We start from the raw sequence: 14,876 nt of genomic DNA, 5'->3' as shown, positions 1-14,876 counted from the left end.
CTCGACCGGTCGCGCCGACTCGGCGGCCGGCTTCTCCTGGTCACTCACCGGCACACCGGCTTTCACCGGCTCCAGGCGATCCTCCGGCCCGCTCAGCGGGCCGCTCCGCCGGTCACCCCTGCTGCGCAGCCTCCTCGTACTCCTCCGCCCTGGGGGATTCCTCCGGTTCCGGGGGCTCCTCCTGGGCCGCCGCGGGGGCGACGGCCTGTGGCCCGTGGTCGAGGAGGGCCTGGAACGCCGCCTCGTCGAGGATGGGGACGCCCAGCTTGGAGGCCTTGTCGTACTTCGAGCCGGCGTTCTCTCCTGCCACCAGGAAGTCGGTCTTCTTGGACACCGAGCTCGTCACCTTGCCGCCGCGGCTCTGGATGGCCTCGCCGGCCTCGTCTCTGGTGAACCCCACGAGCGTGCCGGTGACCACCAGGGTCAGGCCGGCGAGTGTCTGCACGCCCTGTCCGACCGGCGGCTCGTCCTCCATCCGGACACCCGCCGCGCGCCAGCGCTCGACGATCTCGCGGTGCCAGTCCTCGGCGTACCACTCCTTGATGGAGGCGGCGATGGTCGGGCCGACCCCCTCCACGGCGGCCAGTTCCTCCTCCGAGGCACCGAAGACGCGGTCGAGCGACAGGAGGGAGGAGGCCAGCGCCTGCGCCGCCGTGGGGCCGACGTGCCTGATCGACAGGGCGACCAGCACCCGCCAGAGCGGCTGCGACTTGGCCTTCTCCAGCTCACGCATCATGTGTTCGGCGTTCTTGCTGGGCTCGCCGCTCATGTTGGCGAAGAACGTGACGATCTTGGGCTCGCCGGTCTCCGGATCGGTCTTGGGCAGGCCGGTGGCCTGGTCGCGGACCACGGACTTGATCGGCAGCAGCCGTTCGATCGTCAGGTCGAACAGGTCGGCCTCGGTGCGGACCGGAGGCTCCTGCGGGGGCAGCGGGGCGGTCAGCGCGGTGGCGGCGACGTAGCCGAGGCCCTCGATGTCGAACGCTCCCCGGCCGGCGGCGAAGAAGATGCGCTCGCGAAGCTGCGCCGGGCAGGACCGGGCGTTGGGGCAGCGGATGTCGACATCGGCCTCCCGCATGCGGCGTAGCTCGGTGCCGCACTCGGGGCAGTGGGTCGGCATGACGAACTCGCGCTCGCTGCCGTCCCGCAGGGCGACCACCGGCCCGACGATCTCGGGGATCACGTCGCCCGCCTTGCGCAGCACCACGGTGTCGCCGATGAGCACGGCCTTGCGAGCGACCTCAGAGGCGTTGTGCAGGGTGGCCCGCTCGACGGTGGACCCGGCGACCACGATCGGCTTCATCACCCCGTACGGAGTCACACGGCCCGTGCGGCCGATGCCGACCTGGATGTCCAGGAGCTTGGTGTTGACCTCTTCCGGCGGGTACTTGAAGGCGATGGCCCACCGGGGCGCCCGCGAGGTGGAGCCGAGCTGCCGCTGCAGCTCGATCTTGTCGATCTTCACCACGACGCCGTCGATCTCGTACGCGGGGTCGTGGCGGTGCTGCCGGTAGTACTCGATGAACTCGTCGATCTCGGTGAGGCTGCCGACGACCTTGTACATGTCGCTGATCGGCAGCCCGAACTCCCGCAGCTTCTCGTACACCGCCGACTGGGTCTTCGGCAGTGGGGTGCCCTCCCAGGTGCCGACCCCATGCGCGATCATGCGGAGCTCGCGCTGGGCGGTGATGCGCGGGTCCTTCTGGCGGAGCGACCCGGCCGCCGAGTTGCGGGGGTTGGCGAACGGCGCCTTGCCCGCCGCGACAAGCTGCTCGTTGAGCTTCTCGAACCCCGAGACCGGGAAGAACACCTCTCCCCGGACCTCCACCACGTCGGGCACGTTGTCCCCGGCGAGCCGGTGCGGGATGCCCTCGATCGTGCGGACGTTCGCGGTCACGTCGTCCCCGATGCGCCCGTCACCCCGCGTGGCACCCCTGACCAGCCTGCCCTTCTCGTAGACCAGGGCGATGGCCAGGCCGTCGATCTTCAGCTCGCACAGGTAGGGTCCCGGGTCGGCCTCAAGGAGCCGCTCGGCCCTGGCCTGCCAGCCCGCGAGGTCGGCGGGGTTGAAGGCGTTGTCGAGGCTTTCGAGGCGCCGCAGGTGCTGGACGGGCGTGAAGTCGGTGGAGATCGGCGCGCCGACCTTCTGCGTGGGCGAGTCGGGGGTCCGCAGGCTCGGATGCGCCTCCTCCAGCTCACGAAGCTCGCGCATCCACGCGTCGTACTCCCCGTCGCTCACGGTGGGCTGGTCGAGCACGTAGTAGCGCCAGTTGGCCTCGTCGGCCAGCTCTGCCAGCTCGGCGTGGCGCTCCAGTGCGCCCACCGGCACGCCTTCCACGTCGGCAGCCATGCCGTCTCCCCTCGTCGATCAGACCCAGGGAGAACGCTATGGGCAGCGACGACTGCTCGCGCCTCCGCATATGCGGTCTACCTGGGGAATCGTTACTTCCACCATGCCATCTACCACCGACATTTCTGCACGAAAGGGACCTTCTACGTCAACGCGGAGTGAGTATGACATCTACCGCATCATGCTCTCTCTGCCACATGTCCCAGACATGCAGGAGGCGCAGCCTGCCGGCCGGGATGTCGATCGTCTCGCCCGTACGCACCCTCACCTCCCGGCCGGATCCGTCGGCCGCACCCCGCAGGCCGATCACGGCGGCGTCGTCGGACAGCGCGTTCAGCGACACCGCGCCGCCGGCGTAGGGGTGCTGAAGAGGTGGCAGTCCCGGCCGGGCCAGCGTCAGCCGTACCGCCCCGCCATCGAGCCGCGGCGGCTCCGCGGTGTACCTCACCACGCCGAACACCGCCCCCGCGACCACCACGAGCGCGACCACGGCCACCCAGATCCTCACCGCGGCGGCTCCGGCTCGGCGGGCCGCCGTGGACCGAGCGACTCGACCACGACATGGTCCGCCGCGATCTCCCGCACGGCGAGGACATGCTCCCCCACTTGGGCGGTCTCACCGACGCCGAGCAGGAAGGCCTCCGGCTCCTGCGCGCCGCTCTCGCGGACGCCGAGGAGCACGGCCGGGACGCCGTCCTTGTACCTCAACTGGCGGATGCCCACCTGGAGTCCCCAGGCGGGAGTGTCGATCCCCCGGCGCACCCGCACCGTCCGGTCGGCTGTCACGCTGTCCCCATCCCTCCGTCGCCCCCCGGTGGCCGCCCACCGGTGGGTCATTGCTTCGCCGCCACCTTGACCTGCCACCTCGGAGCCCACTCGCCGACCCCGTCCTTGAGCCAGCTCAACGGGACCTCGACCTCGTGCGGAGCGGAGGCGTTCTTGCCCCAGGGGTTGACCAGCACGACGACCTCCTCTCCCCTGTCGTTGATCTTGACCTCCTTGACGGAGTACACATGGTCGGTCACCAGTTGGCCGCCCGGACCCGTGCGGGCGTCGTCGTCGAACATCCCGTCGCCCGGAGTGCTCACGGTCATCGGCACACCCTGGTCGCTCATCGCCTTCAGGTTCTTGAAGCTGAGGTCCTCCAGCTCCTCGACCTTCTTGCCGTTGATGTCCGGCCAGGGCTCGACGGCCTCGCCCCCCTCGATCTTCGCGTACGAACCCGAACCCTTGAACTGGGCGTACGCCTTCTCGTAGATCGCCAGCAGGGGCGGGTCCACGAAGGCCTTGTCGTTCGCCCCCTTGTACTTCGCGGTGTCGCCGGTGACGGTGATCTTGACCGGTTTGCCGTCCTTGTAGAACGTCACGGTGTAGGTGCCATCGGGGTTGCGCACCATACGGTCGCGCAGGAAGTACGGATTGCGCTTCAGCTCGGCCTGGACGGCGGCGAGCAAGTAGCAGTCGCCGAGCATGCCCTGCGAGACCGACGCCCAGTCGATGGGCGTGTTCGGGTCCGGCTGCGGCTGCGTGTAGGCGAACTCGAACTTCTCGCCGTCCTGGACGTCCAGGGCGGGGTTCGGCACCGCGACCTCACCGGCGAGCCCCGCGACCCCGTCCAGCGCTTTCTTGACCCCCTCGAAGTCGGTCGGGAAGCCGCTGCTGATCTGTGTCCGCTGCAGCAGGCGGGAGATGAGGACGTCCGCCGGGTTCGGCCGGCCGGTGGGCTGCATACGGCCGTAGACCTCCCTGGCCCCCGTGGTGGCGGCCGCCATGAACCTGCCCAGCGGGTCGCCGAACCTGGGATCGCCGGAGGTCCAGCCGTCCATCCCGCCGGACGCCATGGCGTTGATCAGATCGAAGTTGTCGCAGTAGAGCCTGTTGGCGGCCAGGGGATTGTTCGAGATGCCGTCGAGGATGTCGGCCTTGAGGCGGTTGTCGTCGTGCGGCTGCGTGGTGGTCAACGCCTTGGTGCCGATGGTGACCAGGGTGTCGGTGTTCCACACGCCATGTTTGATCAGCGTGGCCAGCAGATGGAGGTCCGGGCCTTCGCCGCCGCCAGGGGCGGTGCCGGGGGCCATGACGCCGAACTTCTTCAGCCAGGCGTCGTCGATCACGCCCCGGTGGCTCGCCGTGGCCATGAGGGTGGCGAAGGCGGCCACGCGGTTCCCCGAATCGGCCCCATCGCGCGCCCAGGTGGCCGCCCTCGCCGCCTTCTCCGGCCCGAGAGCCTTGAGGAAGGCCTCCGCGAAGTCAGGGTCGTTCTGGTACTTCTCGATCTGCTCCCAGACGTCGTCGGGGAAGCCGGCCGGCTCCTCGTACTGGGCGGCGAGTTCCTTGGCCTTGGCCTCGGCCTCCGCCTTGCTCTTGAACAGGCCCTCCCAATCGGTCTCCACCATGGTCCCGGTGAAGCCGAACTGGTTGTTCTCCTTGGAGAGCTGCTCGGCCATGCCCTGGCGCCGGTTCAGCATCGGCAGCTCGCCGTTGATCCAGCCCGCGATGCCGGTCAGCGTGACGATCGGCTTGGTCGACAGGCCCACCTTGCCGAAGGCGTCCTTCAGGCCGGGGACCTTGGCGTCCACCAGGCCCTTGGCGGTCTCCAAATCCTTGATCATCGCGCGCATCAGGACGGGATCGATACCGGCGAAGTCGCCACCGTCGTCTTCCCTGGGGGGCATGCAGGCATGCTACGCACGCCATGTCCGATGACGCCCGATGTCGACCGGATCGAGACCACCGAGATCATCATCCGGTTCGCACCCCGTGGAGGCGCCCCGCGCCGCCTAGGCCGTGGAGGACGGGGCGTTCACGATCCGGCCAGGCCTTCGGGGTCCTCCGCCAGCGCGCGCGCCGCCTCCCTGCACCGCTCGAGCGCCGCCCGGGCGTACGCGGGGGAGGCTCCGGCGAGCCCGCACGACGGCGTGAGCACGACCTGCCCGGCGAGCCGCGCGGGATCGAAGCCCAGCCTCCGCCACAGCCCGGCGACGGGCTTGGCGATCTCGCCGATGTCCCGGAGCCGGGTCTCCGTGCCGGGGACGACGCCGAGGAAGAACGCCGTCCCTGCCTCGATCGCCTCACCGATCCGATCTTCGCTCTTCCTGCGCAGCAGGCTCGCGTCCAGCGAGATGGCGCTCACCCCGGCCGTGCTGAGCACCCGGAAGGGCACCTCGGGCGCGCAACAGTGCACGAGGGTGAAGGTGTCCGCGGGCAGCACGGCGCGGAGCCGGTCGGCGGCGATCGGCGCCTCGACGGCGTCGAGGCGCCCGAAACCCGAGGCGGTCGGCACGGAGCCGGCGAGCACCCCCGGCAGGCCCGGCTCGTCGAGCTGGACCAGCACCTGGGCACCCGGCACGCGGGCACGCACGCCGGCGACGTGCTGGGCCAGTCCCTCGGCCAGCGACTCGGTCAGGTCGCGCACCGCTCCTGGATCGGCGAGCGTCTTGTCGCCGTACCGCAGCTCGATGGAGCCCGCGAGGGTCCACGGGCCGCACACCTGGATCTTGAACGGCCCTTCGTACCCCTGCGCGAGCTCCTCGAGCGCGTCCAGGTCTCGGGCCAGGTGGTCCCTCGCGCGGCCGGCGTCGCGTCCCGGGCGGTCGCTGAAGCGCCACCCGGACGGCTGCACCTCCACCGAAAGGTCGACGAGCAAGGAGGCCGTGCGCCCGACCATGTCCGCGCCCACGCCCCGGGCAGGCAGCTCCGGAAGGTACGGCAGGTCGGGAAGCTCGCCCAGCACCATACGCAGCGTCTCGGCCGGGTCATCGCCTGGATGGGAGCCGACGCCGGTCGCACTGGCCGCTTTCCACGGGAACTCGCTCACGAAACGCAAGCTTAGAGAGCATTACGGCGGCGGGTGACACAGGGAGCCGCGTGGGCCGTTCAGCGTGATACAAGCCGGATCCAAGAGCGTTCTCCTATCTCTTGAGCCGCCGGGCTTTCCCGGCGCGACGAAAGGAGGGGTGAGCGTGGAGAACCCGGAGACGATCGGACAGGTGCTCGACGACGGCGAGCTCGACCAGCTCAGCGGTGGTCAGGTCAAGGTGGAGGTGGGCATCTACATCGACCCGCCCGGCATCTGCGTGCCCGGCTGAGACGACCCGGCGGACCGGGGGCCTGACGCCCGGGAGCCGGTGACCCGTGCACGATGACGCGGGCCTGGGGCGGGGCCGCCGTTCCAGGCCCGGGACCACGCTGAGAGGAGATCATGAGCCGTCGTGTGCGCGTCGTCCGGCAGAACACGCTGACCGACTGCGGAGCCGCCTGCCTGGTGATGGTCCTCGGCCACCACGGCCTGCGTACGACCCTGCACGAGGTGACCGAGAGGATCGGGGTCTCCCGCGACGGGACGACCGCCAGGGCGCTGGTGGCCGCGTCCCGGGAGTACGGCCTGGACACCCTCGCCCTCAAGATCGACCCCGAACGCCTGGGCGAGGTCGCCCTTCCCGCCATCGCTCACTGGCGGGGGAGTCACTTCGTGGTCGTCGAGCGATGCCGCCGCGGGCGCGTGGAGATCGTCGATCCCGCGCGCGGGCGGCTGCGCCCGGCACCCGGGGAGTTCGCGGCGGGTTTCACCGGCGTGGTCCTGGTGGCCACGCCTGGACCGGGCTTCCTGCCCCGGCGTCTCGGCCTCCCCACACGCCCGTGGCGGCGGCGGATGCCCGCCGACGTCCTGCGGCGCTCACGCGGGCTGGTCGCCCTGGCCCTGCTGGCCTCTCTGCTGCTCCAGGCGCTCGGGCTCGTCCTTCCGTTCGGCGCGGGCCTGATCGTCGACCGGATCCTGCCCTCGGGGTCGGCGGAGGCGCTCCCGCTCGCCGGAGCGGGCATCGCCGTCGCGGTGGCGGCACAGCTCGCGCTCGCCCACCTGCGCGTCAGGACGCTCTCGGCGCTCCAGGTCCGGGCCGATCGCGACCTCACCACCGAGGCCGTACGGCACCTGTTCTCGCTGCCTTACCGCTTCTTCGCCCAGCGCGGCACCGGTGACCTGGTGGCGCGGACGGAGGGCGTCACGGCGATCCGTGAGCTGGCGACCGGACAGGTGCTGCCCGCGCTGCTGGACGGCCCGCTCGCCCTCGCGTACATCGCCCTCGTCACGGCCTTCGATCCCCTGCTGGGCTGGGCGCCTGCCTGCTCACGGCCGTCGCCGCGCACGGGACCCTGCTGTTCGCGAGCAGGCGCCGTACGGGCGCGCTGGTCCAGCGCCGGCTCGCCGCCCAGGCGGAGGCCCAGGGACGGCTCATCGAGTCGATCAAGGGCATCGAGTCGCTCAAGGCCATGAGTGCCGAGTCGCGCGTGGTCGACCGGTGGTCCGCGCTCTTCGCCCGGCAGCTCGACGCCACCGCCCGCGGCACGGTGGCGATCGGCGGGGTGGTCGCCGCGCAGAACGCCATCCACGCGCTGACGCCCATGCTCCTGCTCTGGGTGGGAGCCTGGCGGGTGATCGGCGGGAGCATGACCCTCGGCACCCTGCTCGCGCTCAACGCCGTCGCCCTGGCCACCTTGACCCCGCTGAACTCCCTGATGAGCGCCCTGCAGCGGCTCCAGGTCGCCGGTGCGGCGATCGGGCGGCTGGCCGACATCCTGGACAGCGAGCCGGAAGCGGAAGGTCTGCTTGAAGGTCCCGGCCCAGAGGTCCAGGGCGCGGTCGAGGTGCGCGGGGTCGGCTTCCGGTACGGCCCGAGGGACGGATGGACCCTCCGCGACATCTCCTTCACGGCCGAGCCCGGCCAGAAGATCGCGCTGGTCGGCCGTTCCGGGTCGGGGAAGAGCACGCTCGCCCGGATCCTCCTCGGGTTGTACACACCTGTGGAAGGCGAGGTGCGGTACGACGGCGCGCCGGTTGCCGCCGGGCGGATGCCCGCGCTGCGCCGCCGCTTCGGGGTGGTCACCCAGGAGCCCGCGTTGTTCACCGGCACGATCAGGGAGAACATCGCCCTCGGTGACCCCGGCGCCCCCCTGGATCGGGTGATCGCCGCCGCGCGGCTGGCCTGTGTCCACGAGGAGGTCGCACGCATGCCCCTGGGGTACGAGACGCCGTTACCGGAGGGCCACGGCCTGTCCGGAGGCCAGCGCCAGCGGCTGGCCCTGGCCAGGGCACTGCTCGCCGAGCCCCGGATGCTCGTCCTCGACGAGGCCACCAGCCACCTGGACTCCGCCACCGAGGCCGCGATCGAGACGCGCCTGTCGGAACTGCGGCAGACCCGGATCGTGATCGCGCACCGGCTCAGCACCATCAGGGACGCCGACGTGATCCTGGTCCTGCGTGACGGTCGGGTCGCCGAGCGCGGGCGCCACGCCGACCTGCTCGCCCTCGGGGGCGAGTACGCGACTCTGGTCGCGGGTCAGAATCTCACGCGGGCCATGATGGAGGTATGAAGCTCACCAAACACGGCCACGCCTGTGTGCGCCTGGAGAAGGACGGGTCCACCCTCGTCATCGACCCCGGTGGCCTCACCGAGGAGTCCGCGCTCCAAGGAGCCGACGCCGTCCTCATCACCCACGAGCACTTCGACCACCTGGAGGTCAAGCGCCTCGCCGCCCTGGGCTCCGGAGTGCCGATCTGGACCTGCGCCGCCGTGGCCCGGCAACTGGAGGGCCTGAGCGCGAAGGTGAACGTCATCGGCGAAGGCGACTCCTTCACCGCGGCGGGCTTCGAGGTCGGGGTGGTCGGCCGTGAGCACGCGGTGATCGCCTTCGACATGCCGGTCGTGCAGAACGTCGGCTTCCTGGTCGACGACGAGGTGTTCCACCCCGGAGACGCGTTCACCGTGCCCGAGCAGCGCGTGGGCACACTGCTCACGCCGACCAGCGGCCCGTGGATGAAGGCCTCCGAGATGGTCGACTACCTGCTGGAGGTGGCGCCCCAGCGGGCGTACTCCATTCACGACGGCCTCTACAACGACATCGGGCTGATGCTGGTGGACGGCATCCTCACCCGCCGGGGCGAGGCGCAGGGTGGCGACTTCCGCCGCCTGAAGACCGGCGAGAGCGTCACCCTGGGCTCCTGACGCTCCCGGCGAGAGCCGGTCGGCCGGGCTCCGCGGAAGCGGAGGACCAGGCCCCGGGTCGGGCGGTCAGGAGGACGATGCGATGGTGGCGGAGCCGAGGACGGTGTCCCCGTCGTACAGGACGGCCGCCTGGCCCGCCGCCACCCCCGTCGCGGGGGTGTCCAGCTCGATGTGCAGCACACCGCCCGAGAGCTGGGCGCGGCAGCCGTACACCTCGCCATGGGCTCGCAGCTGCACGTGGCACGCGAGCGGCTCGTACGGCGCGGACACCGGGCCGTTCCAGACCGGACGCTCGGCGACGATGGAGCCGACGGCCAGCGACGAGCGCGGGCCCACCGTGACCGTGTTGGACACCGGCTCGATCGACAGCACGTAGCGCGGGCGGCCGTCGGAGGTGGGCCGGTCGATGTGCAGGCCCTTGCGCTGGCCCACGGTGAAGCCGTACGCCCCGGCGTGGCTGCCGACGACGGCGCCCTCCTCGTCGACGATCGGCCCCTGCGCGGCGCCCAGCCGCTCGGCCAGGAAGCCCCGGGTGTCGCCGTCGGCGATGAAGCAGATGTCGTGGCTGTCGGGCTTGTCGGCCACCGCGAGACCTCGGGCGGCGGCCTCCTCACGGACCTCGGCCTTGGTGGAGCCGCCCAGCGGGAAGATCGCGTGGGAGAGCTGCTCGCGCGTGAGGACCCCGAGGACGTACGACTGGTCCTTGCCGGCGTCGACGCTCCTGCGCAGGACCCCGTCGGAGAGCCGGGCGTGGTGGCCGGTGGCCACCGCGTCGAACCCGAGCGCGAGCGCCCGGTCGAGCACGGCCTCGAACTTGATCTTCTCGTTGCAGCGCAGGCACGGGTTGGGCGTGCGGCCGGCGGCGTACTCGTTGACGAAGTCCTCGACGACGTCACGATGGAACCGCTCGGCCATGTCCCACACGTAGAACGGGATGCCGATCACATCGGCGGCCCGCCTGGCGTCCCGGGAGTCCTCCAGGGTGCAGCACCCACGGGCACCGGTGCGGTAGGACTGGGGATTGGCGGACAACGCCAGGTGGACACCCGTGACGTCATGGCCGGCCTCGGCGATGCGGGCGGCGGCCACCGCGGAGTCGACACCACCCGACATGGCGGCAAGCACACGAAGACTCATAACACCCCGAGGTTACCCGCCCGGCGGGGAATGGCGGGTATCGGCGTTGGCGTCCGTGCCGGACACCTGGGAGGATCGAGGGCCATGCGACTGTTCGGGCGGAGAAGTGAGCCGGGAGAGCCGGTCGACGGGATCGCCGACTTCTGGGCGTGGTGGGCCGAGGCCCGGCCGAGGGCCGACGCGCTGCTGGAGGCGGGCGACGCCATAGGGCTGGCGGAGGAGATCGCCCCGGCGGTCACGGCGCTCGATCCGGCACTGGTCTGGGACATCACGCCGGGCAAGACGGCCCAGCAGGCCCTGATCGTGTCGTCGGCGGGCAATCCGGAGCTGCGCCCGCTCGCCCACCGCTGGGCGCTCGCCGCCCCGCCGCCCGACGAGCTGTGGGAGTTCCATCCGTCCCGTCAGGCCAACCCCGGGGCCATGGAACTGACCCTCGACGTGGGCGGGCACGAGTTCGACCTCGACAAACTGGTGCTGGGGTTGCGCGTGCCCAAGGGGACGCCTCGCATCGACGTCGCCGCCTATCACCCGATATTTCCCGACCTGGAGGACGAGACCCGCATCGAGGCCACGATGCTCGCCCTCGACTGGCTTCTGGGGGAGGACGAGGTGGCCCGCTGGGTCGGTGAGATCGTCGCCGCCTCGTTCCAGCCGCTCGACGCCGTGGCCGCCGTCCACCTTCCCTCCGTGGTGGCCGACCTCGCCTCCGAATACCAGGAGGAGCAGTGGGCGCTGATGGAGGGGCAGACGGCGAGCGGGGCGCGCCTGATCGCCACCACCCGCTATCCCCTGCGCCCGGTCGACTATCCGCTGTTCGACCAGCACATCGCGATCACCCTGCCGTACATCGACGCCGACGACGACGGCCTGCCCGCCGGCGGGTCGTCGGCCGCGCTCCGCGAGTTCGAGGAGCGCCTCGCCTACCGCATCGACCGGCTCAACGGCACCGCCGTGCTCGCCGCCCACATGAGCGCCGAGGGCGCACGCGTGCTGCACGTCTACGCCGATCCCTCCGGAGACGCGGCGATCCACGCCAAGGAGCTGATCGTCGGCTGGGAGGAAGGACCGGCCCGCGTCGACGTGGTGAGCGACCCCGGCTGGATCGCGATCTCCCCGTTCCTGAGCTGACCCGCCCCCGGTTCCAGAGCTGACCCGCCGGCCCCGAACCGACCCGCCCCCTCGGTTCCAGAGCTGACCCCCCGGCCCCCGAGCCGACACGCTCCCCGGCTCCTGAGCCGGCCCGTCTCGACCGGCGCCTTGGCTCATGCTCGCGCGCGCAGCGCCTCGGCGATCCAGCGGTGGGCGAGGGTCTGCGGGTGTGGCCACGGGGTGTTCTCGATGGCGGCCACGAGCTCCCAGTGGCGCTCGGCCCTCGGATCGTGTTCCTCGTAGGCCCGTGACAGCGACTCGCGGAACTCCGGGCCGTCGACCGCGCCGTGCATCTGCCCGAGCTGGGGCACGACCCGGTCGAGGACCGGGCCCGCGGCGGCCGAACCGGGCTCCACGCCGTCGTCCATGGCGGTGAGCACGATCTCGACGACGCTGTCGCCGGCGTCCTTCCAGCCCTCCAGGTCGGGCCCTCCGCCGGCCTCCTGCGCCTTCCAGAACTCGGTGCCCATCTGGCGGAGGGTGGCCCGGTAGTCGTCGTCGGAGAGCAGCTCGACCAGCTCCAGCCAGGCGTCGAGCTGGGCGATGGTCGGCTCGGCGGGCAGTTCGGGCACCATGGCCTCCCGAAGGCACGCCAGCCACTGCTCGCGGGCCCGGTTGCCGCCCCCGACCTCCGCCACGAACGAGTCCATCAGCGCGTCGCGCTCGGCGGAGCCGAGGCGGCCGAGCGTGTTGAGCCTGCGCAGGTCCTCCTCGGAGGGATCGCCCCGGTCGAGCGTGGCCCGCAGGACCGCGCGGGTGCGCTGCAGGCTTTTGAGCTGGATCTCCACCGTTCGCAGGTGGAGGGCGAGCACCTGACGGAGGTCGCGCTCGCCCAGGGAGCGGATCGTCGCCAGGTCGACGCCGATCTCCCGAAGGGTGCGGACGAGCTCGAGCCTGGCCAGGTCGTTCTCGCCGTACATGCGGTATCCGGCAGGTGTCCGCTCCTGCTCGGGAAGGACGCCGACGTCGGAGTAGAACCGGATGGTCTTCACCGGGAGCCCGGAGATCTTGGAGAGCTGCCCGATGGTGTAGGTGTCGCCCCGCCGAACCATGCGCCCATTATTCCAGCCGGGCCTCCAGTAACTGGACGGTTCACCCGCTCGATGGGCCGAAGGAGTCGGACTAGGTCAACCCGGCCCTGCGGGCCCGCTCGACCACGACGCCGATCACGCCGATCAACTCGTCGACGTCGGCCCGGGTCGAGGTGTGCCCCAGGGAGAAGCGCAGCGACCCGCGTGCCTGTACGGCGTCGGCCCCCATGGCGAGCAGTACGTGTGACGCCTGGGCGACGCCCGCGGAGCACGCGGACCCGGTGGAGCACTCGATGCCCTTGGCGTCGAGCAGCATCAGCAGCGCGTCGCCCTCGCAGCCGGGGAAGGTGAAGTGGGCGTTGCCGGGCAGGCGATCGTCCGGATGGCCGTTGAGCACCACGTCGGGCACGGCCTCCCGTACCCGGGCGATCAGCTCGTCGCGCAGGGCCGCCAGCCGCTTGGAGCTCTCCTCGCGCCGCTCGACCGTGGCCTGTACGGCCGCGGCGAAGCCGGCGATCGCCGGGGCGTCGAGGGTGCCAGAACGCACGTCGCGCTCCTGACCGCCGCCGTGGAGCACCGGAACCGGGTCGACGCCCCGCGCCAGCAGCAGGGCTCCGACGCCCATCGGCCCGCCGAGCTTGTGCCCGGACAGGGTCAGCGCTTCCACGCCGGCCTCCTTGAACGACACCGGCAACTGCCCCACCGCCTGGACCGCGTCGGTGTGGAACGGGATGCCGTGCTCGCGGGCGATGGCCGCCAGCGCGGGGATCGGCTGGACGGTGCCGACCTCGTTGTTGGCCCACATGACGCTCACCAGGGCGACGCTTCCCGGGTCGCTCTCGATGGCCGCGCGCAGGGTGCCGGGATGGACGCGGCCGAACTCGTCGACGTCGAGGAGCTCGACGGACGCCCCCTGCCGATCACCCAGCCAGTGGGCCGGGTCGAGAGCGGCGTGGTGCTCGACGGCGCTGACGAGCACCCGTCTGGCACCGGAGGCGGCCTGGCGCTTCCAGAACAGCCCCTTGATGGCGAGGTTGTCGGCCTCCGTGCCCCCGGAGGTGAACACGACCTCGCTCGGCCGTGCTCCGAGCGCGCCGGCGATGGTCTCGCGCGACTCCTCGACGACCCTGCGGGTGCGGCGGCCCGCCGCGTGGAGGGATGAGGCGTTGCCGACCCGCACGAGCTGTGCGGTCAGCGCCTCGATCGCTTCGGGGAGCATCGGCGTCGTCGCCGCGTGGTCTAGGTAAGCCATGACCTACTCAGGGTACCCAGTTTGAGAACTGTACCGTCCAGCCGGTATAGTTACGGACATGAGGAAAGACGAGCTTTTGAACGCGGCGGAAAGGCTGCTGGCCGACCAGGGGGCCCAGTGTCTCACCCTGTCGGCCGTGGCCGAGCGCGCCGGCGTCAGCAAAGGCGGTCTCCTCTATCATTTCAGCACCAAGGAAGCCCTGGTCAGGGGCATGATCGAGCGGCTCATCGCCGACTTCGACGAGCTGGTCGCCTCTCAGGACGAAAGCTCGTACAGCCGCGCCTATCTCGCGGCGACGTTCGTCGCGGTCCAGAGCGAACGGCTGAGACGCTGGGCGGTGGTGACCGGCGCGGCCGGTGACCCGGCATTACTCGCCCCCCTGCGCGAGGCGATGGCCCGGTGGCATCGCGAGGGCATGGACACCGAGCCCGATCCCATGGCGGCCCGCATCGTCCGGCTCGCCTGCGAGGGGTTGTGGGACGTGACGACCCACGATCCGGGCTTGTACGACGAGGCCCATTACGAGGAACTGCGCCAGCGGCTCCTCGCCCTCCTCGCCGGCCCGTGACCCCGCTGAGCCCTCCCCCTCCCGGCCCGTCGACCGCTGAGCCTCCCCCCTCCCGGCCCGTCGTCCGCTGAGCCTTCCCCCTCCCGGCCCGTCGTCCGCTGAGCCTTCCCCCTCCCGGCCCGTCGTCCGCTGAGCCCTCACCCTTCCTGTCACATCGGAAGGGCCGTTCCCGCGCCCGGCGTCCCCCCGACGGCCAGGGTCGTTCCCTCTCAGCACCGCCCCCGAGCATGTCCTGCCTGCTCGGCTCGGCCTCCCACCGCTCCCCCTGTCCCCCTGCGCCTCACCGGCGTGCCCAGGAGTGCCGCACCGGCACGCCCGCATCCCACCTGCTCATGAACCTTTGAAAGGAACTTCGATGACCCGCGACCTGAGGACCGCCCGTTTCCGG

At 71.2% G+C, this 14,876-nt stretch carries 14 protein-coding genes; 6 read left to right on the top strand and 8 right to left on the bottom strand.

Annotation, left to right across the window (positions count from 1 at the left end):
• Nucleotides 1-112: 112 nt before the first annotated feature.
• From ligA to ABD810_RS35470, 5 genes are all read right to left on the bottom strand, one after another.
• Entirely contained in the window at nucleotides 113-2,350 is a 2,238-nt protein-coding gene (gene ligA / locus ABD810_RS35490) for an NAD-dependent DNA ligase LigA (protein WP_344951261.1), read from the bottom strand.
• Between the two features lie 148 nt (nucleotides 2,351-2,498).
• A complete protein-coding gene (locus ABD810_RS35485; protein WP_344951257.1) occupies nucleotides 2,499-2,858 on the bottom strand; it encodes a hypothetical protein in 360 nt (119 codons plus the stop codon).
• Nucleotides 2,855-3,136, bottom strand: a complete 282-nt coding sequence (locus ABD810_RS35480) for a hypothetical protein (RefSeq protein WP_344951254.1) — start codon at nucleotides 3,134-3,136, stop codon at nucleotides 2,855-2,857. Before ABD810_RS35480 ends, ABD810_RS35485 begins: the two co-directional genes overlap by 4 nt.
• Before the next feature lie 47 nt (nucleotides 3,137-3,183).
• Entirely contained in the window at nucleotides 3,184-5,025 is a 1,842-nt protein-coding gene (locus ABD810_RS35475) for a C2 family cysteine protease (protein WP_344951251.1), read from the bottom strand.
• 128 nt (nucleotides 5,026-5,153) lie between these two features.
• The gene (locus ABD810_RS35470; protein WP_344951248.1) at nucleotides 5,154-6,167 is read right to left on the bottom strand and encodes a methionine synthase; all 1,014 of its coding nucleotides are present in this window, start codon (nucleotides 6,165-6,167) and stop codon (nucleotides 5,154-5,156) included.
• 145 nt (nucleotides 6,168-6,312) lie between these two features.
• Between ABD810_RS35470 and ABD810_RS35465 the strand changes: the two genes are divergently transcribed.
• From ABD810_RS35465 to ABD810_RS35450, 4 genes are all read left to right on the top strand, one after another.
• Nucleotides 6,313-6,438, top strand: a complete 126-nt coding sequence (locus tag ABD810_RS35465) for a hypothetical protein (RefSeq protein WP_344951245.1) — start codon at nucleotides 6,313-6,315, stop codon at nucleotides 6,436-6,438.
• A gap of 113 nt (nucleotides 6,439-6,551) precedes the next feature.
• The gene (locus ABD810_RS35460) at nucleotides 6,552-7,622 is read left to right on the top strand and encodes a cysteine peptidase family C39 domain-containing protein (protein WP_344951242.1); all 1,071 of its coding nucleotides are present in this window, start codon (nucleotides 6,552-6,554) and stop codon (nucleotides 7,620-7,622) included.
• On the top strand, nucleotides 7,505-8,719 hold the full coding sequence (locus tag ABD810_RS35455) for a peptidase domain-containing ABC transporter (protein WP_344951671.1): 1,215 nt from the start codon (nucleotides 7,505-7,507) through the stop codon (nucleotides 8,717-8,719). Before ABD810_RS35460 ends, ABD810_RS35455 begins: the two co-directional genes overlap by 118 nt.
• A complete protein-coding gene (locus ABD810_RS35450; RefSeq protein ID WP_344951239.1) occupies nucleotides 8,716-9,351 on the top strand; it encodes an MBL fold metallo-hydrolase in 636 nt (211 codons plus the stop codon). Before ABD810_RS35455 ends, ABD810_RS35450 begins: the two co-directional genes overlap by 4 nt.
• 66 nt (nucleotides 9,352-9,417) lie before the next feature.
• Here ABD810_RS35450 and mnmA read toward each other — a convergent pair whose 3' ends face one another.
• Entirely contained in the window at nucleotides 9,418-10,488 is a 1,071-nt protein-coding gene (gene mnmA / locus ABD810_RS35445; protein ID WP_344951237.1) for a tRNA 2-thiouridine(34) synthase MnmA, read from the bottom strand.
• Nucleotides 10,489-10,572: 84 nt separating this feature from the next.
• Between mnmA and ABD810_RS35440 the strand changes: the two genes are divergently transcribed.
• On the top strand, nucleotides 10,573-11,616 hold the full coding sequence (locus tag ABD810_RS35440; RefSeq protein WP_344951234.1) for a DUF695 domain-containing protein: 1,044 nt from the start codon (nucleotides 10,573-10,575) through the stop codon (nucleotides 11,614-11,616).
• Nucleotides 11,617-11,750: 134 nt separating this feature from the next.
• On the opposite strand, the gene ABD810_RS35435 is transcribed toward ABD810_RS35440, so the two are convergent.
• Nucleotides 11,751-12,689, bottom strand: a complete 939-nt coding sequence (locus ABD810_RS35435; protein ID WP_344951229.1) for a MerR family transcriptional regulator — start codon at nucleotides 12,687-12,689, stop codon at nucleotides 11,751-11,753.
• A 70-nt stretch (nucleotides 12,690-12,759) separates the two neighbouring features.
• The gene (locus tag ABD810_RS35430) at nucleotides 12,760-13,920 is read right to left on the bottom strand and encodes a cysteine desulfurase family protein (RefSeq protein ID WP_344951226.1); all 1,161 of its coding nucleotides are present in this window, start codon (nucleotides 13,918-13,920) and stop codon (nucleotides 12,760-12,762) included.
• A gap of 58 nt (nucleotides 13,921-13,978) precedes the next feature.
• On the opposite strand from ABD810_RS35430, the gene ABD810_RS35425 reads away from it, so the two are divergent.
• A complete protein-coding gene (locus ABD810_RS35425; protein ID WP_344951222.1) occupies nucleotides 13,979-14,488 on the top strand; it encodes a TetR/AcrR family transcriptional regulator in 510 nt (169 codons plus the stop codon).
• The last annotated feature ends 388 nt before the right edge of the window (nucleotides 14,489-14,876 follow it).

Origin of the sequence: Sphaerisporangium flaviroseum (assembly GCF_039537005.1) — a bacterium.
GTDB classification, from domain to species: Bacteria; Actinomycetota; Actinomycetes; order Streptosporangiales; family Streptosporangiaceae; genus Sphaerisporangium; species Sphaerisporangium flaviroseum.
This window is presented reverse-complemented; position numbering and strand designations above follow the sequence as displayed.

Coding starts and splice junctions, on each gene's coding strand:
- ABD810_RS35450 (WP_344951239.1), top strand. CDS start 8,716: ATGAAGCTCACCAAACACGGCCACGCCTGTGTGCGCCTGGAGAAGGAC.
- ligA (WP_344951261.1), bottom strand. CDS start 2,350: ATGGCTGCCGACGTGGAAGGCGTGCCGGTGGGCGCACTGGAGCGCCAC.
- ABD810_RS35435 (WP_344951229.1), bottom strand. CDS start 12,689: ATGGTTCGGCGGGGCGACACCTACACCATCGGGCAGCTCTCCAAGATC.
- ABD810_RS35425 (WP_344951222.1), top strand. CDS start 13,979: ATGAGGAAAGACGAGCTTTTGAACGCGGCGGAAAGGCTGCTGGCCGAC.
- ABD810_RS35475 (WP_344951251.1), bottom strand. CDS start 5,025: ATGCCCCCCAGGGAAGACGACGGTGGCGACTTCGCCGGTATCGATCCC.
- ABD810_RS35460 (WP_344951242.1), top strand. CDS start 6,552: ATGAGCCGTCGTGTGCGCGTCGTCCGGCAGAACACGCTGACCGACTGC.
- ABD810_RS35430 (WP_344951226.1), bottom strand. CDS start 13,920: ATGGCTTACCTAGACCACGCGGCGACGACGCCGATGCTCCCCGAAGCG.
- mnmA (WP_344951237.1), bottom strand. CDS start 10,488: ATGAGTCTTCGTGTGCTTGCCGCCATGTCGGGTGGTGTCGACTCCGCG.
- ABD810_RS35440 (WP_344951234.1), top strand. CDS start 10,573: ATGCGACTGTTCGGGCGGAGAAGTGAGCCGGGAGAGCCGGTCGACGGG.